Below are 23,854 nucleotides of genomic sequence, written 5' to 3'. Positions count from 1 at the left end.
TTAGAGACTCCAGAGAATTTGGGCGGCGTAGACGACGGCGCCGAGCAGCCAGAGGATCGTCAGCACCTGCAGCAGCAGACGGATGCCGGCGGGCTTGACGTAGTCCATCCAGATGTCGCGCACGCCGATCCAGGCGTGATAGACGACGGCCAGCATCGCCAGCGTCGCGAGCATCTGTCCGACGGGCAGCGAGAACCAATGGAAGTTGAACATGCCGACCCAGCCTTCATAGGTGAAGGCTGGCGTCGCGAGGGCCTTGATGAGCAGGATGACCGTGTAGATCACCAGGATCACGGCGGTCACGCGCTGGGCGATGAAATCCTTGACGCCGTAATGCGCGCCGACCGTCAGGCGGCGCGAGCCGAAGTTGTCGGAAGTGGCCATGATCAGAAGGCTCCGAAGAGTTTGAGGGCGAAGACCGCGGTGAGCACCAGGCTGACGGCGAAGACGATGCCGGCGCTGCGCTTGCCCGACTCCTTGCTCATGCCGATGTGCAGATCCAGTAACAGGTACCGGATCCCCGCACAGAAGTGATGCAGGTAGGCCCAGATCAGGACCAGAAAGACCAGCTTGGACAGCGGATGGGCAGCGAAACTGCGGAACTGCTCGAAACTTTCCGGCGAGGCCACGCTCAGTTGAAAGAGCGGCAGCAGGACGATGGGAAGCGCAAGAAAGAGCAGAGCGCCGCTGACACGATGCAGAATGGAGAGCCGCCCAGCCAGCGGCAATCGATAGCTGAGTATCTGGGGAACCGAAATATTGCGGAACTCTTTGCGCGGCCTGGTGGCCTGGCTGGCCTGAGTGGTCTCGGACATTACTACCTCGGGAGGGGGAAAAGCAGGCTGGCGACCTGTCACATTTCTAAAGCGAAACGCGCTATTGTCGCCCATTCTGGCGGCCGGTATCAACTCGTACCATCTTACGATCATGGACGACGACTTCCGCAGGCGAGCTCAGTTCACGCGTGTGCGGTAGTGGTGGCGATCGGTGCGGTACAGCCCGCGACGCACTTCCACGGGGCGCTCGCCATAGGTGTACGAAACCCGGTCGACCTGCATCAGCGGCGCGCCCGTCGCCACCTGCAGGATCTCGGCCACGTCGGCCGCTGCGGGCACGGCGCGCAGCTTCTCGTCGGCGCGGATCATGCTAACGCCGAAACCGGTTTCGAAGAATGCGTACAACGGCCCCTGGTTGCGCATGAGGCGCTCTTGTGTGAGGCCGCGGAACAGGACGCCCGGCAGCCAGATCTCGTCCAGCACCGTGGGCACGCCGCCGAAACTGAGCAGGCGCCGAATGAGCACCGCGCTATCGCCCGGGCGGATTTCCAGGCTGCGCGCCACGTCCTGCGGCGCGCGCACCCGGCGGCACTCGAGGATGCGGCTTTCCGCGGGCGCGGGCTCGCCGCCCTCGTCGGGCGCCAGGCGCAGGAAGCGATAGCGCACCTTGGCCTCGTGGTGGGTGGCCACGAAGGTGCCCTTGCCCTGGCGGCGCAGCAGCACGTTGTCGGCCGCCAGTTCGTCGATGGCCTTGCGCACGGTGCCCTGGCTCACCTGAAAGCGCGCGGCCAGCTCGAGTTCGCTCGGGATCGCTTCGCCCGGCTTCCACTCGCCACGCTCCAGGCTCTGCAGCAGCAGGTCCTTGATCTGGCGGTACAGTGGGCTGAAGGCGGCGCCGCCCGACGCGGCCGCAGCGGGCGCACGCCCGCTGGCTCCGCCTTCGGCGGTATCGGCGGACGCGCGCGATTCGCGCGGCGGTGCGGGCAGCGGATTGACCATAGCGAGGGATTGTGTCACAGAGCGCGGCATTTTGTCCAACCTAAGTCAAAAGATGTCTTATATAAGACATAAGACTATTGACGGCACTGAGGCGGTTCACTATGATGCCCCGGCGGAGTTAAACTGCGCGGTCAGTCGTGGCGCCCGCCTGCCCTTTTTCCGCGGCACCGACCGCCATGCGGCGTTTACCCTCGCACTCTTAATCGGAGATTTTCATGACCAAACCCGCCATGCGCGTCGCCGTCACCGGCGCCGCCGGCCAGATCGGCTACGCCCTGCTGTTCCGCATCGCTTCGGGCGAAATGCTCGGCAAGGACCAGCCCGTCATCCTCCAGCTCCTGGAGATTCCTGACGAGAAGGCGCAGAAGGCCCTCAAGGGCGTCATGATGGAACTGGAAGACTGCGCGTTCCCGCTGCTAGCCGGCATGACCGCGCACAGCGACCCGCGCGACGCGTTCAAGGACGCCGACGTCGCCCTGCTGGTCGGCGCCCGCCCGCGCGGCCCCGGCATGGAGCGCAAGGATCTGCTGACCGTCAACGCGCAGATTTTCACCGCCCAGGGCAAGGCGCTCAACGAAGTCGCCAGCCGCAACGTCAAGGTGCTGGTGGTCGGCAACCCGGCCAACACCAACGCCTACATCGCCATGAAGTCGGCGCCGGACCTGCCCGCCAAGAACTTCACCGCCATGCTGCGCCTGGACCACAACCGCGCCCTGTCGCAGCTCTCGGCCAAGGGCGGCGTGGCCGTGGCCGACATCGAGAAGCTCATCGTCTGGGGCAACCACTCGCCCACGATGTACCCCGACATCCGCTTCGCCACCGTCGGCGGCAAGAGCCTGAAGGACCTCATCAACGACGACGCCTGGAACCGCGACGTGTTCATCCCGACCGTGGGCAAGCGCGGCGCCGCCATCATCGAGGCGCGCGGCCTGTCGTCCGCCGCCTCGGCCGCGAATGCCGCGATCGACCACCTGCGCGACTGGGTGCTCGGCTCGAACGGCAAGTGGGTCACGATGGGCGTGCCCTCGGACGGCTCGTACGGCGTGCCCGAAGGCATCATCTACGGCGTGCCGGTCACGACCGCCAACGGCGAATACACCGTCATCAAGGACCTCGAGATCGACGCCTTCTCGCGCGAGCGCATGGACTTCACCCTGAAGGAACTGCTCGAAGAGCGCGACGGCGTGAAGGACCTGCTGAACGGGTAAATCCGCCTCGAAGGCGCTGCGCGCCCCTCCCCCGCAGGGGCGCGCGCCCGCAGAACCGGCCTGGCCGGCTTTGCGCGGGCGCCCTGGCCGGGCCGCGGCGGGCACGCGAAGGTTCACTGCATTACCACCCACACCTGGAGACCCTCATGTCACGCCCCGAATCCGCCGGCGCGCGCTTTCGCGCCGCACTCGCCGACGAGAAGCCGCTGCAGATCATCGGCACCATCAACGCCAACCATGCGCTGCTGGCCGCCCGTGCCGGTTTTCGCGCCATCTACCTGTCGGGCGGCGGCGTGGCCGCTGGCTCGCTCGGCCTGCCCGACCTGGGCATCAATACCCTGGACGACGTGCTGACCGACGTGCGCCGCATCACCGACGTGTGCGACACCCCGCTGCTGGTGGACATCGACACCGGCTTCGGCCCGTCCGCGTTCAACATCGCCCGCACCGTCAAGAGCCTGATCAAGTTCGGCGCGGCCGCCTGCCATATCGAGGACCAGGTCGGCGCCAAGCGCTGCGGCCATCGTCCCGGCAAGGAAATCGTCAGCACGCAGGAAATGGCCGACCGCGTGCGCGCCGCCGTCGACGCGCGCACCGATACCGACTTCTTCATCATTGCCCGCACCGATGCGATCGCCGTGCACGGCGTGGATGCCGCGATCGAGCGCGCCCTGGCCTGCGTGGACGCCGGCGCCGACGCGATCTTCGCCGAAGCCGCCTACGACCTGCCGACCTACGAGCGCTTCGTCAAGGCCGTGAACGTGCCCGTGCTGGCCAACATCACCGAATTCGGCAAGACACCGCTGTTCTCGGTGCAAGAGCTGGGCAGCGCGGGCGTGGGCATGGTGCTCTACCCGCTCTCGGCGTTCCGCGCCATGAACAAGGCCGCCGAAACGGTCTACACGGCCATTCGCCGCGACGGTCACCAGAAGAACGTGATCGACATGATGCAGACCCGCGACGAACTGTACGACCGCATCGGCTATCACGAGTTCGAATCGCGCCTGGACGCGCTCTTCGAGCAGTCCAAGGCCAAGTAAGTGATCCGCCGGCGGGCGCGCCTTGCGCGCCCCCCATCCATCGAGCTTGTGAAGTAGCGGCGGGCGCCACCCCCGGTCCGGGTATCGGTTGCCGGTGCCCGCCACGACTGCCCCCTCCCCGCCCCTCGGCCGGCGCACCCTAGGACGCCATCGGATACGGCACGAAGGCGCTCACGTCTTCGCTCGCGCCCAGCGCGCGGCCGATGTAGGGAAATGCCCGTTGCGGGCATGCCGGCCGTTCGCACACGCGGCAGCCCATGCCGATCGGCGTGGGTACGTCCGGATCGTGCAGGTCCAGCCCCTTGGCATACACCAGCCGGTGCGCGTACTCGACGTCGCAGCCCAGGGCCACGGCGAATATCTTGCCGGGCTGGCCGAAGCCGCCCGACGGGCGCGACACCGTGCGCGCCACCCACAGATAGATGCGTCCGTCCGGCATGCGCGCCAGTTGCCGCAGGATGCGGCCCGGATACGAGAACGCCTCGTAGACGCTCCACAGCGGACAGGTGCCGCCCACCCGCGAGAAATGGAACTGGGCGGCCGACTGCCGCTTGGAGACGTTGCCCGCCCGGTCCACGCGGATGAAGAAGAACGGCACGCCCTGGCCCTGCGGGCGCTGCATGGTGGAGAGCCGATGGCAGACGGTCTCGAAGCTCACGCCGAAATGCTGGGCCAGCAGATCGATGTCGTAGCGCAGGTCCTCGGCCGCCGTCAGGAAACGCCCGCCGGGCAGGATCAGCGCCGCGGCGAAATGGCTGGCGAGCCCGATGCGCACCAGCCGGCGCACCTGCTCGGCGGAAAAGCGCGGCGCATCCGCCATGCGATCGAGCGTGGCGCCCAGTTCCAGGAACGCCAGTTGTATGGCCATCTGAAAGGCCCGCTGGCCTGGCTCCAGGTGCGGCGACAGGCTCAGCCGCCGGCTCGCCGCATCGTAGCGGCGCCGCTGGCCAGCGTCTGCGGCCAGCGCATCGACACTCACGCCATGCCGCTCGTGCAAGCGTTGCGCCAGGCGCTGGGCGAGCCCGGACGGGGCGGTCTCGGCCAGGCCCCAGGCGGCGTGGCACTGCTCGGCGCGCCCGTCGAGCTCGGCGAAATGGTTGTGGTGCGTGAAGAAGAAGTCGCGCGCCTCCTCGAAGGGCTGGGCCGGCACCGGAATCGCCGGCCGCCCGTCCGGCGGCGGCGCGCCCTCGCGGTCGGCCATGTCGGCCACCGCCTCCAGCCGCTCCACGGCCTCGCGGTGGCGCCGGTGCAGTTGTATCAGCGCGCGCCCGACGGCCGGCATGCTGGCGGCGATCTCGCGGATCTCCGCCAGCGAGATGCGCGCCTCGTCGCGCCCGCCCACCGGCGAGGCAGGCAAGGTGGCGGCCACCTCGCGCAGCGCGGCCACCATGCGGGCTTCCTCGTCGTCGGAAAACGACTGCGCGTCCACGCCGAACACTTCGCCCAGACGCAGCAGCACCGGCATCGTCAGCGGCCGGCGGTTCTGCTCGAGCTGGTTCAGGTAGCTCGCCGACAGGCCGAGCAGACGGGCCAGCGCCGCCTGCGTGAGGTTGCGTTCTTCGCGCAGGCGGCGCAGCCGCATGCCCATGAAGACCTTGCGCATGGCGATTCCCGGGGAGACGTGAAGCGCATAGGATATTCGCAAAATTCGCAAGCGCAAAACCGGGTATTTGCCAATATTCACCTCGTTGCGGGTGACAGACTGGCAGTGCTTGCGTAGACTGCGAATCCTGCCTCCCCTGCCCTGGCCAGGGGTTCCGATGGCACCACATAAGGAGACGACACCATGAGCGAAACCCCAGCATCGACTGGCTTCAAACCCAAGAAATCCGTCGCCCTCTCGGGCGTGGTCGCGGGCAACACCGCGCTGTGTACCGTCGGGCGCACCGGCAACGACCTGCACTATCGCGGCTACGACATCCTGGACTTCGCCAAGACCAGCGAATTCGAGGAGATCGCCTATCTGCTGGTGCACGAGAAGCTGCCGACCGCCACCGAGCTCAAGGCCTACAAGACCAAGCTGAAGGCGCTGCGCGGCCTGCCCGCCCAACTGAAGGCGGTGCTCGAAACCCTGCCCGCGGCAAGCCACCCGATGGACGTGATGCGCACGGCCGTCTCCGTGCTCGGCTGCGTGCTGCCCGAGAAGGACGACCACAACATCCCCGGCGCGCGCGACATCGCCGACCGCCTGATGGCCTGCCTGGGCTCGGCCCTGCTCTACTGGTACCACTACGCCTTCAACGGTAAGCGCATCGAGGTCGAGACCGACGACGACAGCATCGGCGGGCACTTCCTGCATCTGCTGCACGGCCAGACGCCCTCGGACGAGTGGGTGCGCGCCATGCACATCTCGCTCATCCTGTACGCCGAGCACGAATTCAACGCGTCCACCTTCACCAGCCGCGTCATCGCCGGCACGGGCTCGGACATGTACTCGGCCATCACCGGCGCCATCGGCGCGCTGCGCGGCCCCAAGCACGGCGGCGCGAACGAAGTCGCCCTGGAAGTGCAGCAGCGCTACGCCAACCCCGACGAGGCCGAGGCCGACATCCGCCGCCGCGTCGAGAACAAGGAAGTCGTGATCGGCTTCGGCCACCCGGTCTACACCGTGAGCGACCCGCGCAACGTGGTCATCAAGGAAGTCGCCCAGCAGCTCGCGCAGTCGCAGGGCAACACCAAGATGTACGACATCGCCGAGCGCCTGGAATCGGTCATGTGGGAAATCAAGAAGATGTTCCCCAACCTCGACTGGTTCTCGGCCGTGAGCTATCACCTGATGGGCGTGCCCACCGCGATGTTCACACCGCTCTTCGTGATCGCGCGCACCGCCGGCTGGTCGGCCCACATCATCGAGCAGCGCGTCGACAACAAGATCATCCGCCCGACCGCCAACTACACCGGACCGGAAGACCAGGTCTTCGTGCCCATCGAGAAGCGCTAACAGGTCCACCCCTACGCGCTGCGCGCGCCCCTCGAGGGGCGGCACCGGCGGACCGGCGAAGCCGGCTCCGCGGTGCCCTGGGCGGGGGCTGCGGCTGCGCAGGTCGGCCCGCGTACCGCCTATCGCGATCGGCCGGATGCAATCTGTGTCGCAGGACATGCGAAGCACAGTGGAATACATGACATGAATACGAATTACCGCAAGCGCCTTCCCGGCACCGAGCTGGACTACTTCGACGCGCGCGAGGCTGTCGAGGCGATCCAGCCCGGAGCCTACGCCACCCTGCCCTATACCTCGCGCGTGCACGCCGAGAACCTGGTTCGCCGCTGCGATCCGGCGATCCTCACCGAGTCGCTCAAGCAGCTCATCGAGCGCCGCCGCGACCGCGACTTTCCCTGGTTCCCGGCGCGCGTGGTCTGTCACGACATTCTGGGCCAGACCGCCCTGGTCGATCTGGCCGGCCTGCGCGACGCCATCGCCGACAAGGGTGGCGATCCGGCCCAGGTCAACCCGGTCGTGCCCACCCAGCTCATCGTCGACCACTCGCTGGCCGTCGAGCACGCGGGCTTCGAGAAGGACGCCTTCGAGAAGAACCGGGCCATCGAGGACCGCCGCAACGACGATCGCTTCCATTTCATCAACTGGACGAAGTCGGCCTTCAAGAACGTGGACGTGATCCCCCCGGGCAACGGCATCATGCACCAGATCAACCTGGAACGCATGTCGCCGGTGATCCATGCGCGCGACGGCGTGGCTTTTCCGGACACGCTGGTCGGCACCGACAGCCACACGCCGCACGTGGACGCCCTGGGCGTGATCGCGATCGGCGTGGGCGGGCTGGAGGCCGAGAGCGTGATGCTCGGGCGCGCCTCCTGGATGCGCCTGCCGGACATCGTGGGTGTGGAACTGACGGGCCGCATGGCCCCCGGCACGACCGCCACCGACCTGGTGCTCGCGCTCACCGAGTTCCTGCGCAAGGAAAAGGTGGTGTCGGCCTATCTGGAGTTCTTCGGCGACGGCGTGCCCAGCCTCACGCTGGGCGACCGCGCCACGATCTCCAACATGACCCCGGAATATGGCGCGACCGCCGCCATGTTCTCCATCGACCGGCAGACCATCGACTACCTGCGCCTCACCGGCCGCGACGAGAAGCAGGTGCAGTTGGTCGAGAACTACGCCAAGACCGCCGGCCTGTGGGCCGACGACCTGGCCACGGCGCAGTACGAGCGCGTGCTGCGCTTCGACCTCGCCTCGGTGCAGCGCAACATCGCCGGCCCCTCCAACCCGCACCGCCGGGTCGCCACGGCCGAGCTGGCCGAGCGCGGCATCGCCGGCGCGTATGTGGAAGAAGCGGGCCTGATGCCGGACGGCGCGGTGATCATCGCCGCGATCACGAGCTGTACGAACACCAGCAATCCGCGCAACGTGATCGCCGCCGGGCTGCTCGCGCGCAACGCCAATCGCCTCGGCCTGGTGCGCAAGCCCTGGGTGAAGAGTTCGCTCGCACCTGGCTCCAAGGCCGTGCAGCTCTACCTGGAAGAAGCCGGCCTGCTGCCCGAGCTGGAAAAGCTCGGCTTCGGCATCGTGGCCTTTGCCTGCACCACCTGCAACGGCATGAGCGGCGCGCTCGACCCCACGATCCAGCAGGAGATCATCGAGCGCGATCTCTACGCTACCGCTGTGCTCTCGGGCAACCGCAACTTCGACGGCCGCATCCACCCCTATGCCAAGCAGGCGTTCCTCGCCTCGCCGCCGCTGGTCGTGGCCTACGCGATCGCCGGCACGGTCCGCTTCGACATCGAGCGCGACGCGCTCGGCACCGACGCCCAGGGCAAACCGGTCACGCTCAAGGACATCTGGCCGACCGACGAGGAGATCGACGCCCTGGTCAAGACCAGCGTCAAGCCCGAGCACTTCCGGCAAGTGTACGAGCCGATGTTCGCCGCCAGCGTGAGCCACGACCAGGCGCTCTCGCCCCTGTACGCGTGGCGCCCGCAAAGCACCTACATCCGCCGCCCGCCCTACTGGGAGGGCGCGCTGGCCGGCGAGCGCTCGCTCAAGGGCATGCGCCCGCTCGCCGTGCTCGGCGACAACATCACGACCGATCACCTGTCGCCGTCCAACGCAATCATGCTCGACAGCGCCGCCGGCGAGTACCTGGCGAAGATGGGCCTGCCGGAGGAAGACTTCAATTCCTACGCGACCCACCGGGGCGATCACCTCACGGCGCAGCGCGCCACCTTCGCCAACCCCAAGCTCATCAACGAGATGGCCGTGGTGGACGGCAAGGTCAAGCAGGGCTCGCTCACCCGCCTGGAACCCGAAGGCCGGGTGGTGCGCATGTGGGAAGCCATCGAGACCTACATGGAGCGCAAGCAGCCGCTGATCATCGTCGCCGGCGCGGACTACGGCCAGGGTTCCTCGCGCGACTGGGCGGCCAAGGGCGTGCGCCTGGCGGGCGTGGAGGCCATCGTGGCCGAGGGCTTCGAGCGCATCCACCGCACCAACCTGGTCGGCATGGGCGTGCTGCCGCTGGAATTCCAGCCGGGCACCAACCGCCAGACCCTGGGGCTGGACGGCACCGAAACCTACGACGTGATCGGCGAGCGCACCCCGCGCGCCACGCTGACGCTGGTCGTGCACCGGCGCAACGGCGAGCGCCTGGACGTGCCCGTGACCTGTCGCCTGGACACCGCCGAGGAAGTCTCGATCTACGAGGCCGGCGGCGTGCTTCAGCGCTTCGCCCAGGACTTCCTGGAAGCGAACGCAACCGCCTGAGGAAAAACGCACATGGCATTCGCAGCACAGATCCGCATTCCCGCCACCTACATGCGCGGCGGCACGAGCAAGGGGGTGTTCTTCCGTCTGGACGAGCTGCCCGAGGCGGCGCGCCAGCCCGGCGCGGCGCGCGACGCCCTGCTCATGCGCGTGATCGGCAGCCCCGACCCCTACGCCAAGCAGATCGACGGCATGGGCGGGGCCACCTCGAGCACCAGCAAGACGGTGATCGTGGCGCGCAGCACGCGTGCGGACCACGATGTCGATTACCTGTTCGGCCAGGTGTCGATCGACAGCGCCTTCGTCGATTGGAGCGGCAACTGCGGCAACCTGTCGGCCGCGGTCGGCCCTTTCGCCATCACCAACGGCCTGGTCGACCCTGCCCGCGTGCCCGAGAACGGCATCGCGACGATACGCATCTGGCAGGCCAACATCGGCAAGACCATCATCGCGCAGGTGCCCATGGCCAACGGCGCGGTGCAGGAAACCGGCGACTTCGAACTGGATGGGGTGACCTTCCCGGCCGCCGAGATCCAGCTCGAGTTCATGGACCCGGCCGCCGACGAGGACGACGGCGGCGGCGCCCTCTTCCCGACCGGCCAGGTGGTCGACGATCTGGAAGTCCCCGGCATCGGCGTGCTCAAGGCCACGATGATCAACTCGGGCATCCCGACGATCTTCGTGAACGCCGAGGCGATCGGCTATCGCGGCACCGAGCTGCAGGACGACATCAACGCCGACGCCGCCGCGCTCGCGAAGTTCGAGACCATCCGCGCGTACGGCGCGCTGCGCATGGGCCTGATCTCGGACCTGGCCGAGGCGGCCAAGCGCCAGCACACGCCCAAGGTCGCCTTCGTCGCCCCGCCCGCCGCCTACACCGCATCCAGCGGCAAGGCGGTCGGGACCGGCGACGTCGACCTCCTGGTGCGCGCGCTCTCCATGGGCAAGCTGCACCATGCCATGATGGGCACGGCCGCCGTGGCCATCGGCACGGCCTCGGCGATCCCCGGCACGCTGGTCAACCTGGCCGCGGGCGGCGGCGAGCGTACCGCCGTGCGCTTCGGCCATCCGTCCGGCGCGCTGCGCGTGGGCGCCGAAGCCCGCCTGGTCGACGGCCAATGGACGGTCACCAAGGCGATCATGAGCCGCAGCGCGCGCGTGCTCATGAGCGGCTGGGTGCACATTCCCGGCGATTACGCCGCCAACCAGGGCTGAGCAGCACCGCCCTGTCGCGAGCCGCAACGGTGGCCTGAGGCCCCCTCCCGCGGCTCGCGTCTGCATGCCATGACCGTCTCTGCGTTCCGTGCGGCAGGGTTTGTCCTGATGTACGGCACATTTGTACGGTCGTTCAATAGTTGGCATGCAGACCAACGCGCGCCGCAACAGACAGGCCGCAGCCCGGCCAGACCGCAAGCAGGCGATCCTGCTGGCGGCTGAGAAGCTTTTTGCCCAGCGCGGCTACCACGCGGTGTCGATCCGGCAGATCGCCAAGGAAGCCGATGTGCCGCTGGCCCTGGTGAGCTATTACTTCGGGCAGAAGCACGAGCTCTTTCACGCGATTTTCGCGAGCTGGTCCGGCACCATCGCCGAGCGCCTGGAAGCGCTCGCCGAGATCGGGCGCGCGCCCACCGGCGAGCCCAGGCTGCGCCGCATCGTACAGGCGTTCGTCGAACCGGTCCTGCGCCTGCGCGCCAGCCCCGAGGGCGAGTACTACGCGTTGTTGATCACTCAAGGACTGGGTACCGGACAGCGCGAGGCGGACAGCGTGCTGCGGGATTTCTTCGATCCGATGGCCATGGCCTTCATCGATGCCCTGCACGACGCCCTGCGCGAGCAAGCGCCAGACGTCAGCCGGGGCACTGCCGCCTGGTGCTACCAGTTCGCGCTGGGTGCTCTGCTGCACCACATCAGCGACACCCGAGTGGAACGGCTCTCACAGGGCGCCAACCTGCCCCAGGACCCGCGGGCCGCATCGCTGCTGATCGATTTCATCGTCCACGGCATCCACGGCGCCGTGCTCCCGCCCCCCGTTTCCCGTCCCACGACAAGGAAATCCCCATGACCCGTTCCCTTGATTCGAGCATGCGCCGCACCCTGCTGGCGGGCGCCGCCGCAGCGCTGGGCATGGCTGCGCTGCCGCTGCGCGCGCAGAGCAATACCAGGATCGCGTTCGGCTACACCGCGGTGACGGATTTCACCACCGTGTTCGTGGCGAAGGAGGAAGGCTACTTCGACAAGCGGGGGCTGGACGTGGAGCCCAGGTTCATCCCGCTCAACCCATCGATTCCCGCCGCCGTGCAGTCGAACTCGCTGCAGATGGGCGGCCCCACGCCGTCGGTGTTCCTGCAATCGATCGATGGCGGTCTGGATCACGTGGTGGTCGGCGGTGGCGGCACCACGGACAAGAACCTGACCGGCGTGGGCCTGGTGGCGCGCACGGGCAGCGGCATCAAGACCGCACAGGACTGTGTGGGCAAGAAGATCGGCGTACCGGGCCTGGGCGCCTATCTGCACGTCACCTTCCGCGCCTGGCTCAAGGCGCAGGGCGTGGACTACGCCAAGGTGAACTTCGTGGAGGCCGCCTTTCCGCAGCATAGCGACCTGCTGCGCGGCGGCTCCCTGGACGCGGTCGTGACGGGCGATCCCTTCATGGCGCGCATCCTCGCCAGCGGCACGGGCTATGTGGCGTCGCACTACACCACGTTCATGCCCGACGGCATGCACTCCATCCTATTCACCGCGCGGCGCGACTGGGCCGAGCAGAACCCCGCGGCGGTCAAGGCGTTTCGCGAGGCCATCGTCGAGGCCGCGGCCTTCGTCCAGGACCCTGCGAACGACGCGACGATGCGCCAGCACATCGGCAAGTACATCAAGCTGCCGCCCGAGGTGCTGGCGACCATCCAGATCGGCCCGCCCGGTCCGCTGGTCAGCGAGGCGCAACTGGCCTACTGGGTCGGCGTGATGAAGGAGCAGAACATGCTCAAGACCGACCCCGACGTCGCGCGGCTGATCGTCCAATGAGCCTGCTGCGTTTCGATGACGTCGCCATCCACCTGGGGGGCCGCGAGATCCTCTCGCCGACCAGCTTCGCGGTGCAGCCGGGCGAGTTCGTCTGCATCATCGGCCCGTCGGGCTGCGGCAAGACCACGCTGCTGCGCGCGGCGGCGGGTTTCGTCGCGCCCAGCGCCGGCGCCGTGCTGCGCCACGGCGAGCCGGTGGCCGGGCCGTCGCGCGAAGTGGCCTTCGTGTTCCAGGACTACGGCCGCGCGCTGCTGCCGTGGCGCACGGTCGAAGGCAACATCAGCCTGGCGCTGGAGGCGGCGGGCGTGCCTCCGGCCGAGCGCCGGGCGCGCATCGCCCGGGTGCTCGACACGGTGGGCCTTGCGCAGCATGCGGCGAAGTTTCCGGTGCAGTTGTCGGGCGGCATGCAGCAACGCGTGCAGATCGCGCGCTGCCTGGCGCAGCAGCCCGAGCTGATGATGATGGACGAACCCTTCGGCGCGCTGGACGCCATGACGCGCGAAAGCCTGCAGGACGAACTCTCGCGCCTGGTGCGCGACAGCGGCCTGACGGTGCTGTTCGTCACGCACGACCTGGAGGAAGCCATCTACCTGGGGGACCGCGTGATCGCGCTGCGCGCCAACCCCACGCCCGCGAACCCCAGCCTGGCTGCGATGATCGAGGTGCCCATCCCGCGTCCACGCGAGCAGCTCTCGGCCAAGGAGCACCCGGACTTCCTGCGCCTGCGGCGCGAGCTGTACCGTTTCCTGGAGTATGAGTGACCCACCCCCTACGCGCTGACGCGCGCCCCCTCAAGGGGGGCGGCGCTGGCGGACCGGCGGAGCCGGATCCGCGGTGCCCTGGATCGGCCGAGGCAGTTGCCCGGGTCGCGGGACGCGCGAAGCCCAGTGGAGCAATTGAGATGACACGGCCTCCACGCTCACTGCGTTCGCTGCTCGCTCTGCTGCGGGCGCTGGTGTTTCCGGCGGTGCTGCTGGCGGCTTTCGAGTGGTATGCGCGCTCGGTGGCCGCGGGCAGCGACGCCCTGGCGCCGCCCAGCGCGGCGCTCGCGGCCTTTGGCCGTGCCATCCAGGACGGCAGTCTCTGGCAGGCCACCGGCTTCACCCTGGGCTCGGCCATGCTGGGCCTGGCGGCGGGTTCGCTGCCCGGCATCCTGCTGGGCGTCGTGCTGGGGCTCTCGCCGCGCGCGGCGCGCACGGGCTTTCTCACCATCGAGGTACTGCGCCCGGTGCCCTCGGTGGCGCTGATTCCGCTGGCCCTGCTGATCTTCGGCTTCGGCCTCGCCCTGGAGGTCTCGGTCGTCGCCTTCGCGACGTTCTGGCCGATGCTGATCCTGGCGCAGGCGGCGGCGCGCCAGGTCGAGCCGCGCCTGCTCGAGGTGTCGATGGCGCTGCAGCTTTCGCCCATGGCGCGCCTGTGCAAGATCGTCATCCCGGCCATGGTGCCGCGCCTGTTCGTCGCCCTGCGCCTGGGCGTGGCGATCGCCCTGGTGGTCGCGGTGACGGTGGAGATCGCGGCCAACCCCCACGGCATGGGCTACGCCATCATGATCGCCCAGCAGAGCCTGGAGCCGGACCTGATGCTCGCCTGGCTGTTCTGGATCGCCGTGGTGGGCTTTGCCATCAATGCCGCGGCCGACTGGCTGCAGCGACGCGCCATGCGTGCCATGGGAGCCGGGCAATGAACACGCGCCCCGCCTTCCCCCGTGCGCGCCAGCGGCGCGGCTACCTGGAATCGGTGGCGGGCCTGGCCGCCCTCTTCGCACTGTGGTGGCTGGCCAGCCATTACCAATGGGTCAGCAAGGTCTTCCTGCCCACGCCCGAAGCCACGCTCGCCAGCCTGCTGCAGGGCCTGAACCTGACAGCCCCGGACGTGCCGGGCGAACTCGCCGGCTTCACCGCCAGCACCGTGCAGCGCATGCTTCTGGGCTGGCTGCTCGCGTCGCTGGCGGGCATGGCGCTGGGCGCGCTGATCGGCATCTCCGCGTGGGCGCGCGCCTGGATCCAGCCGACGCTGGAGTTCGTGCGGCCACTGCCGGCGTCGGCGGTGCTGCCGCTGGCGATATCCATTTTCGGCCTGTCGCCCGGCATGGTGCTGTTCGTCGTCGCCTTCGGCGCCATGTGGCCGGTGCTGCTCGCCACCATCCACGGCTTTGCCAGCGTCGAACCGCGCCTGCGCGAGGTGGCCGGCGCCCTGCAGATGAGCCGCGCGGCATTCATCTGGAAAGTGGGCCTGCCCAGCGCCATGCCCGACATCCTCGCGGGCATGCGCCTGTCGATGACGGTGTCGCTCATCGTATCGGTGGTCGGAGAAATGATCGCCTCGCAAAGCGGCCTGGGCCAGGGCATTCTGCTCGCGGCGCGCGCGTTCCGCGCCAGCGATCTGTTCGCCGGCATCGTGCTGCTGGGCGCGATCGGCTTCGTTTCCAATGCACTGCTGGCCCTGGCCGAGCAGCGCCTGCTGCGCTGGCAGCGTCCCTGACCATGGCATCAGACACCAAGGAGGAACCCCCCATGACCCGCAAGTTCGTCGATCTGTCGATCTTTCTGGAGAACGACGTGGTGAGCGACCCGCCGCCGTTCGGGCCCAAGATCCAGTACTTCACGCACGAGAACACGGTGGACCAGATCACCCCGTTCTTCCCGGGCCTGCAGCGCGAGGACCTGCCCGACGGCGAAGGCTGGGCAGTCGAGCAGGTACAGCTCTCCACCCACAACGGCACGCACCTGGATGCGCCCTATCACTTTCACAGCACCATGGACAAGGCCACGGGCAAGGCCAGGCCCTCCATCACCATCGACCAGGTGCCGCTCGAATGGTGCTTCCAGCCCGGCGTCAAGCTGGATTTTCGCCGCTTCGAGGACGGCTACGTGGTGACGGCCGCCGATGTCGAGGCCGAACTCGAGCGCATCGGCCATGAACTCAAGCCGCTGGAGATCGTGGTGGTGAACACGCGCGCGGGCCAGCGCTACGGCCAGCCCGACTATGTGTCCTCGGGCTGTGGCATGGGCTACGAGGCCACCATGTACCTGCTCGAGCGCGGCGTGCGCCTGACCGGCACCGACGGCTGGAGCTGGGACGCGCCCTTCGTGCATACCGCCAGGAAGTACGGCGAGACGCATGACGCCAGCCTGATCTGGGAAGGCCACAAGGCCGGACGCGACATCGGCTACTGCCACATCGAGAAGCTGCACAACCTCGAAGCGCTGCCGCCCACGGGGTTCTTCATCAGTTGCTTTCCGCACAAGATCCGCGGCGCCTCGGCCGGCTGGACGCGCGCCGTGGCCATCTTCGACGACGCACTGATGGCCGCCACGACCTGAGCACGCGCCAAGGCGCAGGCCATCGCTCTCAACCCAGACATCCATTTTCCGCACATGAGTCCACTCAACGCCACCCATGACGGCGATGCCCGCAGTTGGCTCGACACCGCCAACGCCGCCGGCACCGACTTCCCCATCCAGAACCTGCCCTTCGGCGTGTTCCGCCGGCAAGGCACGAACGAAGCCTTTCGCGGCGGCGTGGCCATCGGCGACCAGGTGATCTGCCTGGGCGCGCTGGCCGCCAGCGGCGCACTGCAAGGCCTCGCGGGCGAGGCTGCGCAGGCCGGTGCACAGCCCACGCTCAACGCCCTCATGGCGCAGGGCCCGCAGGCCTGGCGCGCCCTGCGCCAGGCGCTGTTCGATGCCCTGCTCGCGGGCTCGAACAGCGCGGCAACCGACGCCGTCAAGGCCGCCCTCATGCCGCTGGCGCAGATCGAACATACCGTGCCGGCACGCATCGGCGACTACACCGACTTCTATACCTCCATCGACCACGCCCGCAACGTCGGCATGCTGGCACGGCCCGATGAGCCGCTCACGCCCAACTTCCAGTGGATTCCCATCGCCTATCATGGCCGGGTGTCGAGCATCGGCGTGAGCGGCCAGCGCTACCGCCGTCCGCTGGGGCAGTCCATGCGGCCGGGCGAAACCGTGCCGCGCTACGGCCCTTGCGCCCGGCTGGACTACGAGCTGGAACTCGCCATCTGGATCGGCCAGGGCAATGCCCAGGGCGAGCCCATTGCGCTGGCACAGGCGGACGACCACATCTTCGGCTACGGGCTGCTCAACGACTGGTCCGCGCGGGACATCCAGTTCTGGGAAATGGCGCCGCTCGGCCCGTTTCTCGGCAAGAACTTCTGCACCACGATCTCGCCCTGGATCGTCACGCAGGAGGCCCTGGCACCGTACCGTCTGCCCTTCGAACGGCCTGCCGCCGAACCGCAGCCACTCGCCTACCTGGACGATCCGCGCACCCGGCGCGAAGGCGCGCTGTCCATCGAGTTGGACGTGCTGATCGAGAGCCAGCGCATGCGCGAGCAGCGCCTCGCGCCCTCGCGCGTCTCGCACACCAACTTCCGTCACCAGTACTGGACGGTGGGCCAGATGGTCGCGCAGCACACCAATGGCGGCTGCAACCTCAACCCGGGCGATCTCTTCGGCAGTGGCACCATCTCCGGCCCCACGCACGAACAGGCAGGCGCCCTCATCGAACTCTCGCGCGGCGGCAGCACCCCGGTCCTGCTCGAGAGCAGCGGCGAGACGCGCGCCTTCCTGGAGGACGGCGATGCGGTGATCCTGCGCGGTTGGTGCGAGAAGCCGGGCTACGCACGCATCGGCTTCGGCGAAAGCCGGGGCGAAGTGCTGCCGGCCGTCTCGGTCTAGCGTCGTCGCGGCGCCCTTCGCTTGCCATGAGTCGCACCAGCATCAAAGCGCGTTGAATACTCTGGGTACCGGTTCTTGAGATACGGTGCGTATGTGAAGGAGGGCGCGGCGCTTGCTGCGCCCTGCCGCGACATCGCTCAAGGAGACGATACGATGGCTCATGCACAGCACCATCCGTGGGACCAGGTCCTGCTCGACATTGCCGATTACGTCATCGACTACCGCATCGACAGTGAGCTCGCCTACGCCACGGCACGCAACTGCCTGATCGACACCCTGGGCTGCGGGCTCGAGGCGCTCGAGTATCCCGCATGCACCAAGCTGCTCGGCCCCATCGTGCCCGGCACCGTCGTGCCCAACGGCGCCAGGGTGCCCGGCACCCCGTACCAGCTCGATCCGGTCCAGGCCGCCTTCAACATCGGCGCCATGATCCGCTGGCTGGACTTCAACGACACCTGGCTCGCGGCCGAATGGGGCCATCCCTCGGACAACCTGGGCGGCATCCTGGCGGTGGCCGACTGGCTTTCGCGCAATGCGGTGGCGGCGGGCAAGCCGCCGCTCACCATGCGCGACGTGCTCACCGGGATGATCAAGGCGCACGAGATCCAGGGTTGCATCGCCCTGGAAAACTCGTTCAACAAGGTCGGGCTGGACCACGTCGTGCTCGTCAAGGTGGCGAGCACCGCCGTCGTCGCGCAGATGCTCGGTCTCACGCGCGAGGAGATCCTCAACGCACTGTCGCTGGCGTGGGTGGACGGCCAGAGCCTGCGCACCTACCGCCATGCGCCCAACGCCGGCAGCCGCAAGAGCTGGGCGGCGGGCGACGCCACCAGCCGGGGCGTGCGGCTGGCCCTGATGGCGCGCACCGGCGAGATGGGCTACCCGTCGGTGCTCACCGCCAAGACATGGGGCTTCTACGACGTGCTGTTCAAAGGGCAGCCGTTCCGCTTCCAGCGGCCCTACGGCAGCTATGTCATGGAGAACGTGCTGTTCAAGATCTCCTTCCCCGCCGAGTTCCACGCCCAGACGGCGGTGGAGTGCGCCATGCAGCTCCATGAGCGGCTCGAGGCCGCCGGCAGGGGTGCCGACGAGATCGCAAAGATCACCATCCGCACCCACGAAGCCTGCATCCGCATCATCGACAAACAGGGCCCGCTCAACAACCCCGCCGACCGCGACCACTGCATCCAGTACATGGTCGCGGTGCCCGTGCTGTTCGGGCGCCTCACCGCCGCCGACTACGAGGACGAGATCGCGGCCGACCCGCGCATCGACGCCCTGCGCGCGAAGATCGTGTGCGTCGAGGACCCGGCCTTCACGGCGGATTACCACGATCCCGACAAGCGCTCCATCGCCAATGCGCTGACCGTCGAGTTCAAGGACGGCAGCAAGCTCGACGAGATCGTGGTCGAGTACCCGATCGGCCACAAGCGCCGCCGCGGCGACGGCATCCCGCTGCTCGAAGCCAAGTTCCGCGTGAACCTCGCACGGCGCTATGCTGCCCGGCAACAGGCGCAGATTCTCGCAGCCTCGCTCGAGCAGGGCCGCCTGGAGGCGATGCCGGTGCACGAGTACGTGGACCTCTACGCCAGCGCCTAGCCGCCGGCGCGCGCCGCTGCCCTCAGTGGGCGCGGCGTACCGGCGGGTGGCCGTGATAGCGGCGATAGGCGGTGCTGAAGTTGGCCGCGTGCGCGTAGCCCACGCGCTGCGCGGTCGCAGCGACGCCAACGCCGTTGGCCAGGCATTCGCGGGCGTGGCGCATGCGCAGGCCATGCAGCAGCTCGCGGGGCGACTGGCCCCACTGCTGCGCGCACAGCAGGCGTAGCCGGGTACGTCCGAGGCCGAGCTCACGGCACAGCGCGTCCAGATCCAGTCGTTGTGCAATGCGGGCCTGCAGACTATGGATCAGCGAGCGCCCGAGCTCTGCCTGGCAGACAGCCGAGGGGCGGGCCCCGGGTTCGCGCCCGCCGACCTCGTGCAGCGCCGCCGTGAGCATGTCGAGCGCACGGCCGTGCAGCGCGAGCACGTCCGGCGTATCCAGCAGGCACTGCTGGGCCACCGCACGCGCATGCTCCCGGGCGCGCGGGGTCATGGCCGCCCTGCCCAGCGCAACGGTGGCGCCGGCGAGCGCCGGCTCGGACACAGCGCCCGCATAGCGCTGCCACACGGTGTCGTCCACCGCCAGCCTGACCTGCACCACCGACTCGCCCGCCTGGAAGCGGCGGTGACCGACAGGCTGGCACGCGCGGCTCGCCAGCCACTCGCCCTCGCGAAACAGCAGTCGCCCGCCCTCGCCATGGTAGGTCGAGCAGCCGGCGAGCGTGTAGCTGAGCGTGAGCGCGCCCGGGTGCGCCCGCCGGTCGCTCAGCTCCAGCAGGTCGCGCCTGGCGCGGTAGCGCGTCACGGCCAGCCGCATCCCCGGCTGCACGATGAGGCTTGCGGTCTCGCACGCGCCATAGCGCGCATCCAGGCGGCTACGCTGCCACCCGGCAAGCGGTATGGCGTCGCTCCAGACATCCGGTGCGCTGACTTCGTCCAGCATCATGGTCCAGGCTCCTCGAACGGCCATGGTAAGGCATCCATCGCATCCGGGCCGATGCGCTGGATGACGCGCGAGCACGCCGCAAAGCGCGGCCAGCCGGGATCGCCCGAGGTCAGGAAGCGCACCCAGGCGTCACGCATGGCATGCGCGAGGGGCACGGCGCGCGGCGCCATGTGCAGCCGATCGGCGAAGTGGGGATGGGCCCAGGTGTCGAACACGCAGGGCACGTCGGCCCCATGCGGCGCACGTGTACCCGCGTTCGCGAGCGCGAGGCCAAAGGCATAGCCCCAGCAGGGTGCGGCGTGCTCGGCCTGGCGCCGCAGCAGCGCGAGGATCGGCTCGCGAAAAAGCGTGTGGGTGTAGAGCGCGCGCCAGCAGGCGCTCGGATCGCGATCGGCACCATGGGCGGCCAGCAGCCGCCGTACGGCGCCCTCCTCCACGGACTGCCCCTGTTGTGCCAGCAAGCCCACGTATCGGGCCGCCAGGGCATCGGCCGGCGGATACGTCTCGGGGCTCAGGCGCGTACCGTCCTGCGTGGACAAGTCGAACCAGAAGTCCGCTTCGTCACGCGTCCAACCGATGAGCAGCGGCAGCGGCACCACCGCCCGCGGCTCGTGCGGCCAGCGCCGCAGAAAGACCCCGTCGCGCACCGGCGCCGTCTGCGGACGCACGCCGAGTCTTGCGCCGAGTTCGCGCTCGGCCGCCTGCAGTTGCGCACCGTCCACGCCGCGCAGTTCGCGCACGCCCACCCCCACGTAGTGGGCGACCGTCTCCGCGTAGGCGGCCGCCGCATCGAGTTCGGCATACGCGGGCGGGCGAAACAAGGGCGGGCTGTGCGCGATGCATTGGGCGTAGCGACCGCTCGCGTGACCGTTCTGCGCGAGCAGAATCGCGCTCGCCGCCCCCGAGGACTGCCCGGCCAGGGTGACCCGGGCCGGATCCCCGCCAAACGCGGCGATGTTGCGCGCAACCCAGTCCAGGGCCAGCAACTGGTCCTGCATCCCCCAGTTCGCACACACGCGACTATCGGGGTCCTGCAGCGCCGGATGTGCAAGGCCACCCAGGGCGCCCAGCCGGTAGTTGACGGTCACCACAACGACGCCCCGACGGGCGAGCGCGGTGCCCTCGTATGCGGGCGAGCCGCCATGTCCATGGCGGGTCTGCCCGCCGTGCAGCCACACCAGAACCGGACGCGCACCCGTGAGCCCGGCAGTCCACACGTTCAGGTAGAGACAATCCTCGCTGGTGCCCGGCAAGGCCGCATTGAGCCACGTATGTTGCCCGGCGAGGTGTTGCAGACTCGCGGGGCCCAGCCGTTCGGCCGTTCGGCACCCGGCCCAGGGCCGTACCGGGCGCGGCGAACGCAGGCGCGCCTCGCCCACGGGAGGCTCTGCGTAGGGTATGCCCAGAAAGGCAGTCACCTCGTGTGCGCGGCGTCCGCGCAGGCGCCCATCGGCGGTCAGGACTTCGGAATCGGTGGACAGGGCCATGGCTGCGCTCCTTGGCGCCAGGAGGCGCCCGTCACGCATCCTAGGAGCCACGGCATCGCGCGGCGTGCCCGCGACCTTTGCCGCACGACGCGGCTCGTTTGCGCGAGGGCCCCATGCACGCCAGGCAGACGGGATCAGAGGTCGGCGTGCATGTCGCGAAACAGCCGCGGGGTGACGCCGAAGCGGCGTTCGAAGGCTTCGGACAGGCGCGTCGCGGGGAACAGCCCCACCTGGGCGGCGACGGATTTCAACGACAATCCGCGCGAGAGGAGCATGCGCGCCGCGTCCAGTCGCGCCATTTCGACGAAGCGGGCCGGCGTCTGGCCGGTCGCCGCGACGAATCGGCGGTGAAAGGTCCGCTCGGACAGCCCGGCACGGGCCGCGAGCGCGCACACATCCAGCGGCGCATCGAGATGGGTCTGTATCCAGGCAATCAGATCGGCGAGTGGACTGTCGGCGTTCGCCTGTGCCTGCAGCAACGGGCTGAACTGGGATTGATGACCCGGTCGCCGGGCATAGAGCACGAGCCGCTTCGCGACCGGGCCGGTGATCGTTGCGCCCAGGTCATGGGCGAGCATGGCGAGCGCCATATCGATGCCGGTGGTCACGCCGGCCGATGTCCAGAGCGGCCCATCCGTGACGTAGAGCGCATCGGCATCCAGGCGGACCGAAGGAAATGCCGCCGCAAACGGCGCGCACGCATCCCAATGGGTTGCGACGCGGCGCCCCTCGAGCAGACCCAGCGCGGCGAGAACGAATGCGCCGGTACAGATCGAGCCGAACCTTTGCGCGCTGCCGGCCAGCCGCGCGAGCGATTCCCGCAGGCGCGGCTCGGCCATCGCCTGCACCAGCGGCTCGCGTTCGGCGCCGACGACCAACAGCGTATCGACCGACCCGGACGCAAGCCCGCCCAGCGGGCCGGTGTCCACGGCGACCCCGCTGCTGCTCGTCACCAGCCCGCCCTGCGCCGAGGCGAGCTCGATCCGGTAGAAGGGCTGCCCACCGCTTTGTTCCAAGGCGCGATTGGCGCCGTTGAAAACCGAGACCGGCCCCGACGCGTCGAGCAGTTCGAAGCCGGGATAGACGGCCAAGACAATACGGTGCATTGGCAGAAAATACCGTATGTTTGTCATTTCCGCCAGAAAGCCGCGCTGATAGTCTGGGCTCATCGACGCAAACCGCGTCTGGAGGAGCCCGATCGTGTCCAAGCGTTCTGTCGTCGGGGCCGGGTTGGCCGTGATCGCCCTGGCCCTGGCGGGATTCGGCGGCTGGGTGTTCAGCTTGCCGCCGGCATCCCCCGCCCTGAAGGCCACGCCCGTCCCGCCAGACGAGATGGATGCGATGCGGGCCGCCTTGAAACCGCCGAAGCGCGAGCGCCCCCTGGTGGCCGTCGTGGGCATCAACGACGCCACCGAAACCACGGACTATCTGGTGCCGACCGGCATCCTGCGGCGCGCCGATGTCGCGGACGTATTCACCCTGGCCACGGAACCAGGGCCGGTACAGCTCTTTCCTGCCCTCACTGTCGAGGCCGATGCGACCCTCGCGCAATTCGATGCGCGCAATCCCGAGGGAGCCGACTATGTCATCGTGCCCGCCATGAGCCGGGACGACGATCCGCGGGTCCTCCGGTGGCTCCAGGGCCAGGCTGGCAAGGGAGCGATCATCATCGGCGTTTGCGCCGGGGCCAAGGTCGTCGGTGCCGCCGGGCTTCTGGACGGCAAGCGGGCGACCACCCACTGGTACTTCCTGAACGACCTGCTCGAGCGCAGCCCCTCCATCACCTACGTCGCCGACCGCCGCATGGTGATGGACCGGGGCGTGGCGACGACCACCGGTATCTCCGCATCCATGCCGATGATGCTGACGCTGATCGACGCCATCGCCGGACGCCAGAAGGCGGAAGCGGTCGCCCGCGATCTCGGCCTGCCGGCGTGGGACGCCAGCCATGCCAGCGCCGCTTTCAAGCTGACACGGCCGTTTGCGGCGACCGTACTGTCCAATCGACTTGCTTTCTGGCAGAAGGAACAGGTCGGTGTGAACCTCGAACCCGGCATGGACGAGGTCTCGCTTGCGCTCGTCGCCGATGCCTGGTCGCGCACCTACCGATCACGGGCCGTGGCCCTCGCCCAGGCGCCTGGCGCGATCGTCACCCGCAGCGGCGTCCGTGTGATTCCCGACGCGCTTGCGGTCGAGCGGCCGGCGGACAGACACGTCTCGACGTTCGCCGACCAGCCTCCCGCTAACGCGCTCGACCAGGCCCTGCTCTCGATCACCGAGCAATACGGCGCGCGCACCGCCGAGGTGGTCGCGATGCAGCTCGAATATCCTCGTTAGGCGATAGCCAGCGCCC

The 23,854-nt window shown here is 68.6% G+C and carries 21 protein-coding genes; 14 read left to right on the top strand and 7 right to left on the bottom strand.

Annotation, left to right across the window (positions count from 1 at the left end):
* From sdhD to FOZ76_RS22625, 3 genes are all read right to left on the bottom strand, one after another.
* Window positions 1-384, bottom strand: a complete 384-nt coding sequence (gene sdhD / locus FOZ76_RS22635; RefSeq protein WP_143950521.1) for a succinate dehydrogenase, hydrophobic membrane anchor protein — start codon at window positions 382-384, stop codon at window positions 1-3.
* A gap of 2 nt (window positions 385-386) precedes the next feature.
* A complete protein-coding gene (sdhC, locus tag FOZ76_RS22630; protein WP_143950520.1) occupies window positions 387-815 on the bottom strand; it encodes a succinate dehydrogenase, cytochrome b556 subunit in 429 nt (142 codons plus the stop codon).
* Window positions 816-953: 138 nt separating this feature from the next.
* Entirely contained in the window at window positions 954-1,805 is an 852-nt protein-coding gene (locus FOZ76_RS22625; protein WP_425473339.1) for a GntR family transcriptional regulator, read from the bottom strand.
* 185 nt (window positions 1,806-1,990) lie between these two features.
* On the opposite strand from FOZ76_RS22625, the gene FOZ76_RS22620 reads away from it, so the two are divergent.
* Both FOZ76_RS22620 and prpB read left to right on the top strand, forming a co-directional pair.
* A complete protein-coding gene (locus FOZ76_RS22620) occupies window positions 1,991-2,983 on the top strand; it encodes a malate dehydrogenase (protein WP_143950519.1) in 993 nt (330 codons plus the stop codon).
* Window positions 2,984-3,129: 146 nt separating this feature from the next.
* Complete coding sequence (gene prpB / locus FOZ76_RS22615; RefSeq protein WP_143950518.1) at window positions 3,130-4,023, top strand: methylisocitrate lyase; 894 nt, start codon at window positions 3,130-3,132, stop codon at window positions 4,021-4,023.
* Between the two features lie 139 nt (window positions 4,024-4,162).
* Here the strand turns inward: prpB and FOZ76_RS22610 are convergent, their stop codons facing one another.
* Window positions 4,163-5,626 carry a short-chain fatty acyl-CoA regulator family protein gene (locus tag FOZ76_RS22610; protein ID WP_143950517.1) on the bottom strand — a complete coding sequence of 488 codons (1,464 nt, stop codon included), beginning with the start codon at window positions 5,624-5,626 and terminating at the stop codon, window positions 4,163-4,165.
* Between the two features lie 183 nt (window positions 5,627-5,809).
* Here FOZ76_RS22610 and prpC point away from each other — a divergent pair, with 183 nt between their 5' ends.
* The 11 genes from prpC (at window position 5,810) to FOZ76_RS22555 (ending at window position 19,068) form a co-directional block, all read left to right on the top strand.
* Complete coding sequence (gene prpC / locus FOZ76_RS22605; RefSeq protein ID WP_143950516.1) at window positions 5,810-6,964, top strand: bifunctional 2-methylcitrate synthase/citrate synthase; 1,155 nt, start codon at window positions 5,810-5,812, stop codon at window positions 6,962-6,964.
* A gap of 183 nt (window positions 6,965-7,147) precedes the next feature.
* Window positions 7,148-9,742, top strand: a complete 2,595-nt coding sequence (gene acnD, locus FOZ76_RS22600) for a Fe/S-dependent 2-methylisocitrate dehydratase AcnD (RefSeq protein ID WP_143950515.1) — start codon at window positions 7,148-7,150, stop codon at window positions 9,740-9,742.
* 12 nt (window positions 9,743-9,754) lie between these two features.
* On the top strand, window positions 9,755-10,957 hold the full coding sequence (gene prpF / locus FOZ76_RS22595) for a 2-methylaconitate cis-trans isomerase PrpF (RefSeq protein ID WP_143950514.1): 1,203 nt from the start codon (window positions 9,755-9,757) through the stop codon (window positions 10,955-10,957).
* A 145-nt stretch (window positions 10,958-11,102) separates the two neighbouring features.
* Complete coding sequence (locus FOZ76_RS22590) at window positions 11,103-11,804, top strand: TetR/AcrR family transcriptional regulator (protein WP_143950513.1); 702 nt, start codon at window positions 11,103-11,105, stop codon at window positions 11,802-11,804.
* Window positions 11,801-12,763: an ABC transporter substrate-binding protein gene (locus tag FOZ76_RS22585; RefSeq protein WP_246129708.1), complete on the top strand. Its 963-nt coding sequence runs from the start codon at window positions 11,801-11,803 to the stop codon at window positions 12,761-12,763. The genes FOZ76_RS22590 and FOZ76_RS22585 overlap by 4 nt, the downstream gene beginning before the upstream one ends.
* The gene (locus FOZ76_RS22580; RefSeq protein ID WP_143950512.1) at window positions 12,760-13,524 is read left to right on the top strand and encodes an ABC transporter ATP-binding protein; all 765 of its coding nucleotides are present in this window, start codon (window positions 12,760-12,762) and stop codon (window positions 13,522-13,524) included. The genes FOZ76_RS22585 and FOZ76_RS22580 overlap by 4 nt, the downstream gene beginning before the upstream one ends.
* A gap of 140 nt (window positions 13,525-13,664) precedes the next feature.
* A complete protein-coding gene (locus tag FOZ76_RS22575; RefSeq protein WP_143950511.1) occupies window positions 13,665-14,447 on the top strand; it encodes an ABC transporter permease in 783 nt (260 codons plus the stop codon).
* Window positions 14,444-15,244 carry an ABC transporter permease gene (locus FOZ76_RS22570; protein ID WP_143950510.1) on the top strand — a complete coding sequence of 267 codons (801 nt, stop codon included), beginning with the start codon at window positions 14,444-14,446 and terminating at the stop codon, window positions 15,242-15,244. The genes FOZ76_RS22575 and FOZ76_RS22570 overlap by 4 nt, the downstream gene beginning before the upstream one ends.
* Before the next feature lie 32 nt (window positions 15,245-15,276).
* Window positions 15,277-16,086, top strand: a complete 810-nt coding sequence (locus FOZ76_RS22565) for a cyclase family protein (protein ID WP_143950509.1) — start codon at window positions 15,277-15,279, stop codon at window positions 16,084-16,086.
* A 54-nt stretch (window positions 16,087-16,140) separates the two neighbouring features.
* Window positions 16,141-17,469: a fumarylacetoacetase gene (fahA, locus tag FOZ76_RS22560; RefSeq protein WP_143950508.1), complete on the top strand. Its 1,329-nt coding sequence runs from the start codon at window positions 16,141-16,143 to the stop codon at window positions 17,467-17,469.
* Window positions 17,470-17,622: 153 nt separating this feature from the next.
* Window positions 17,623-19,068: a bifunctional 2-methylcitrate dehydratase/aconitate hydratase gene (locus tag FOZ76_RS22555; protein ID WP_143950507.1), complete on the top strand. Its 1,446-nt coding sequence runs from the start codon at window positions 17,623-17,625 to the stop codon at window positions 19,066-19,068.
* Between the two features lie 22 nt (window positions 19,069-19,090).
* On the opposite strand, the gene FOZ76_RS22550 is transcribed toward FOZ76_RS22555, so the two are convergent.
* From FOZ76_RS22550 to FOZ76_RS22540, 3 genes are all read right to left on the bottom strand, one after another.
* On the bottom strand, window positions 19,091-20,038 hold the full coding sequence (locus tag FOZ76_RS22550) for a helix-turn-helix transcriptional regulator (protein WP_143950506.1): 948 nt from the start codon (window positions 20,036-20,038) through the stop codon (window positions 19,091-19,093).
* The gene (locus FOZ76_RS22545) at window positions 20,011-21,501 is read right to left on the bottom strand and encodes a carboxylesterase/lipase family protein (RefSeq protein WP_170235581.1); all 1,491 of its coding nucleotides are present in this window, start codon (window positions 21,499-21,501) and stop codon (window positions 20,011-20,013) included. Before FOZ76_RS22545 ends, FOZ76_RS22550 begins: the two co-directional genes overlap by 28 nt.
* Before the next feature lie 134 nt (window positions 21,502-21,635).
* A complete protein-coding gene (locus tag FOZ76_RS22540) occupies window positions 21,636-22,709 on the bottom strand; it encodes a GlxA family transcriptional regulator (RefSeq protein WP_246129707.1) in 1,074 nt (357 codons plus the stop codon).
* Here FOZ76_RS22540 and FOZ76_RS22535 point away from each other — a divergent pair.
* Window positions 22,702-23,838 carry a DJ-1/PfpI family protein gene (locus FOZ76_RS22535; RefSeq protein ID WP_143950504.1) on the top strand — a complete coding sequence of 379 codons (1,137 nt, stop codon included), beginning with the start codon at window positions 22,702-22,704 and terminating at the stop codon, window positions 23,836-23,838. The two genes, FOZ76_RS22540 and FOZ76_RS22535, sit on opposite strands and share 8 nt — an antisense overlap.
* Window positions 23,839-23,854: the final 16 nt, after the last annotated feature.

It is taken from the genome of Verticiella sediminum, from assembly GCF_007558815.1.
Classification (GTDB): domain Bacteria; phylum Pseudomonadota; class Gammaproteobacteria; order Burkholderiales; family Burkholderiaceae_B; genus Verticiella; species Verticiella sediminum.
Note: the sequence above shows the minus strand (reverse complement) of the source record. Positions and strands in the feature narration are given on the sequence as shown.

Excerpts from the sequence above, each read along its gene's own strand:
- FOZ76_RS22610 (WP_143950517.1), bottom strand. The coding sequence starts at position 5,626 with ATGCGCAAGGTCTTCATGGGCATGCGGCTGCGCCGCCTGCGCGAAGAA.
- FOZ76_RS22580 (WP_143950512.1), top strand. The coding sequence starts at position 12,760 with ATGAGCCTGCTGCGTTTCGATGACGTCGCCATCCACCTGGGGGGCCGC.
- FOZ76_RS22575 (WP_143950511.1), top strand. The coding sequence starts at position 13,665 with ATGACACGGCCTCCACGCTCACTGCGTTCGCTGCTCGCTCTGCTGCGG.
- prpB (WP_143950518.1), top strand. The coding sequence starts at position 3,130 with ATGTCACGCCCCGAATCCGCCGGCGCGCGCTTTCGCGCCGCACTCGCC.
- acnD (WP_143950515.1), top strand. The coding sequence starts at position 7,148 with ATGAATACGAATTACCGCAAGCGCCTTCCCGGCACCGAGCTGGACTAC.
- sdhD (WP_143950521.1), bottom strand. The coding sequence starts at position 384 with ATGGCCACTTCCGACAACTTCGGCTCGCGCCGCCTGACGGTCGGCGCG.
- FOZ76_RS22590 (WP_143950513.1), top strand. The coding sequence starts at position 11,103 with ATGCAGACCAACGCGCGCCGCAACAGACAGGCCGCAGCCCGGCCAGAC.
- prpC (WP_143950516.1), top strand. The coding sequence starts at position 5,810 with ATGAGCGAAACCCCAGCATCGACTGGCTTCAAACCCAAGAAATCCGTC.
- sdhC (WP_143950520.1), bottom strand. The coding sequence starts at position 815 with ATGTCCGAGACCACTCAGGCCAGCCAGGCCACCAGGCCGCGCAAAGAG.
- FOZ76_RS22550 (WP_143950506.1), bottom strand. The coding sequence starts at position 20,038 with ATGGCCGTTCGAGGAGCCTGGACCATGATGCTGGACGAAGTCAGCGCA.
- prpF (WP_143950514.1), top strand. The coding sequence starts at position 9,755 with ATGGCATTCGCAGCACAGATCCGCATTCCCGCCACCTACATGCGCGGC.
- FOZ76_RS22565 (WP_143950509.1), top strand. The coding sequence starts at position 15,277 with ATGACCCGCAAGTTCGTCGATCTGTCGATCTTTCTGGAGAACGACGTG.
- FOZ76_RS22625 (WP_425473339.1), bottom strand. The coding sequence starts at position 1,805 with ATGCCGCGCTCTGTGACACAATCCCTCGCTATGGTCAATCCGCTGCCC.
- FOZ76_RS22570 (WP_143950510.1), top strand. The coding sequence starts at position 14,444 with ATGAACACGCGCCCCGCCTTCCCCCGTGCGCGCCAGCGGCGCGGCTAC.
- FOZ76_RS22555 (WP_143950507.1), top strand. The coding sequence starts at position 17,623 with ATGGCTCATGCACAGCACCATCCGTGGGACCAGGTCCTGCTCGACATT.
- FOZ76_RS22585 (WP_246129708.1), top strand. The coding sequence starts at position 11,801 with ATGACCCGTTCCCTTGATTCGAGCATGCGCCGCACCCTGCTGGCGGGC.
- FOZ76_RS22545 (WP_170235581.1), bottom strand. The coding sequence starts at position 21,501 with ATGGCCCTGTCCACCGATTCCGAAGTCCTGACCGCCGATGGGCGCCTG.
- FOZ76_RS22620 (WP_143950519.1), top strand. The coding sequence starts at position 1,991 with ATGACCAAACCCGCCATGCGCGTCGCCGTCACCGGCGCCGCCGGCCAG.
- fahA (WP_143950508.1), top strand. The coding sequence starts at position 16,141 with ATGAGTCCACTCAACGCCACCCATGACGGCGATGCCCGCAGTTGGCTC.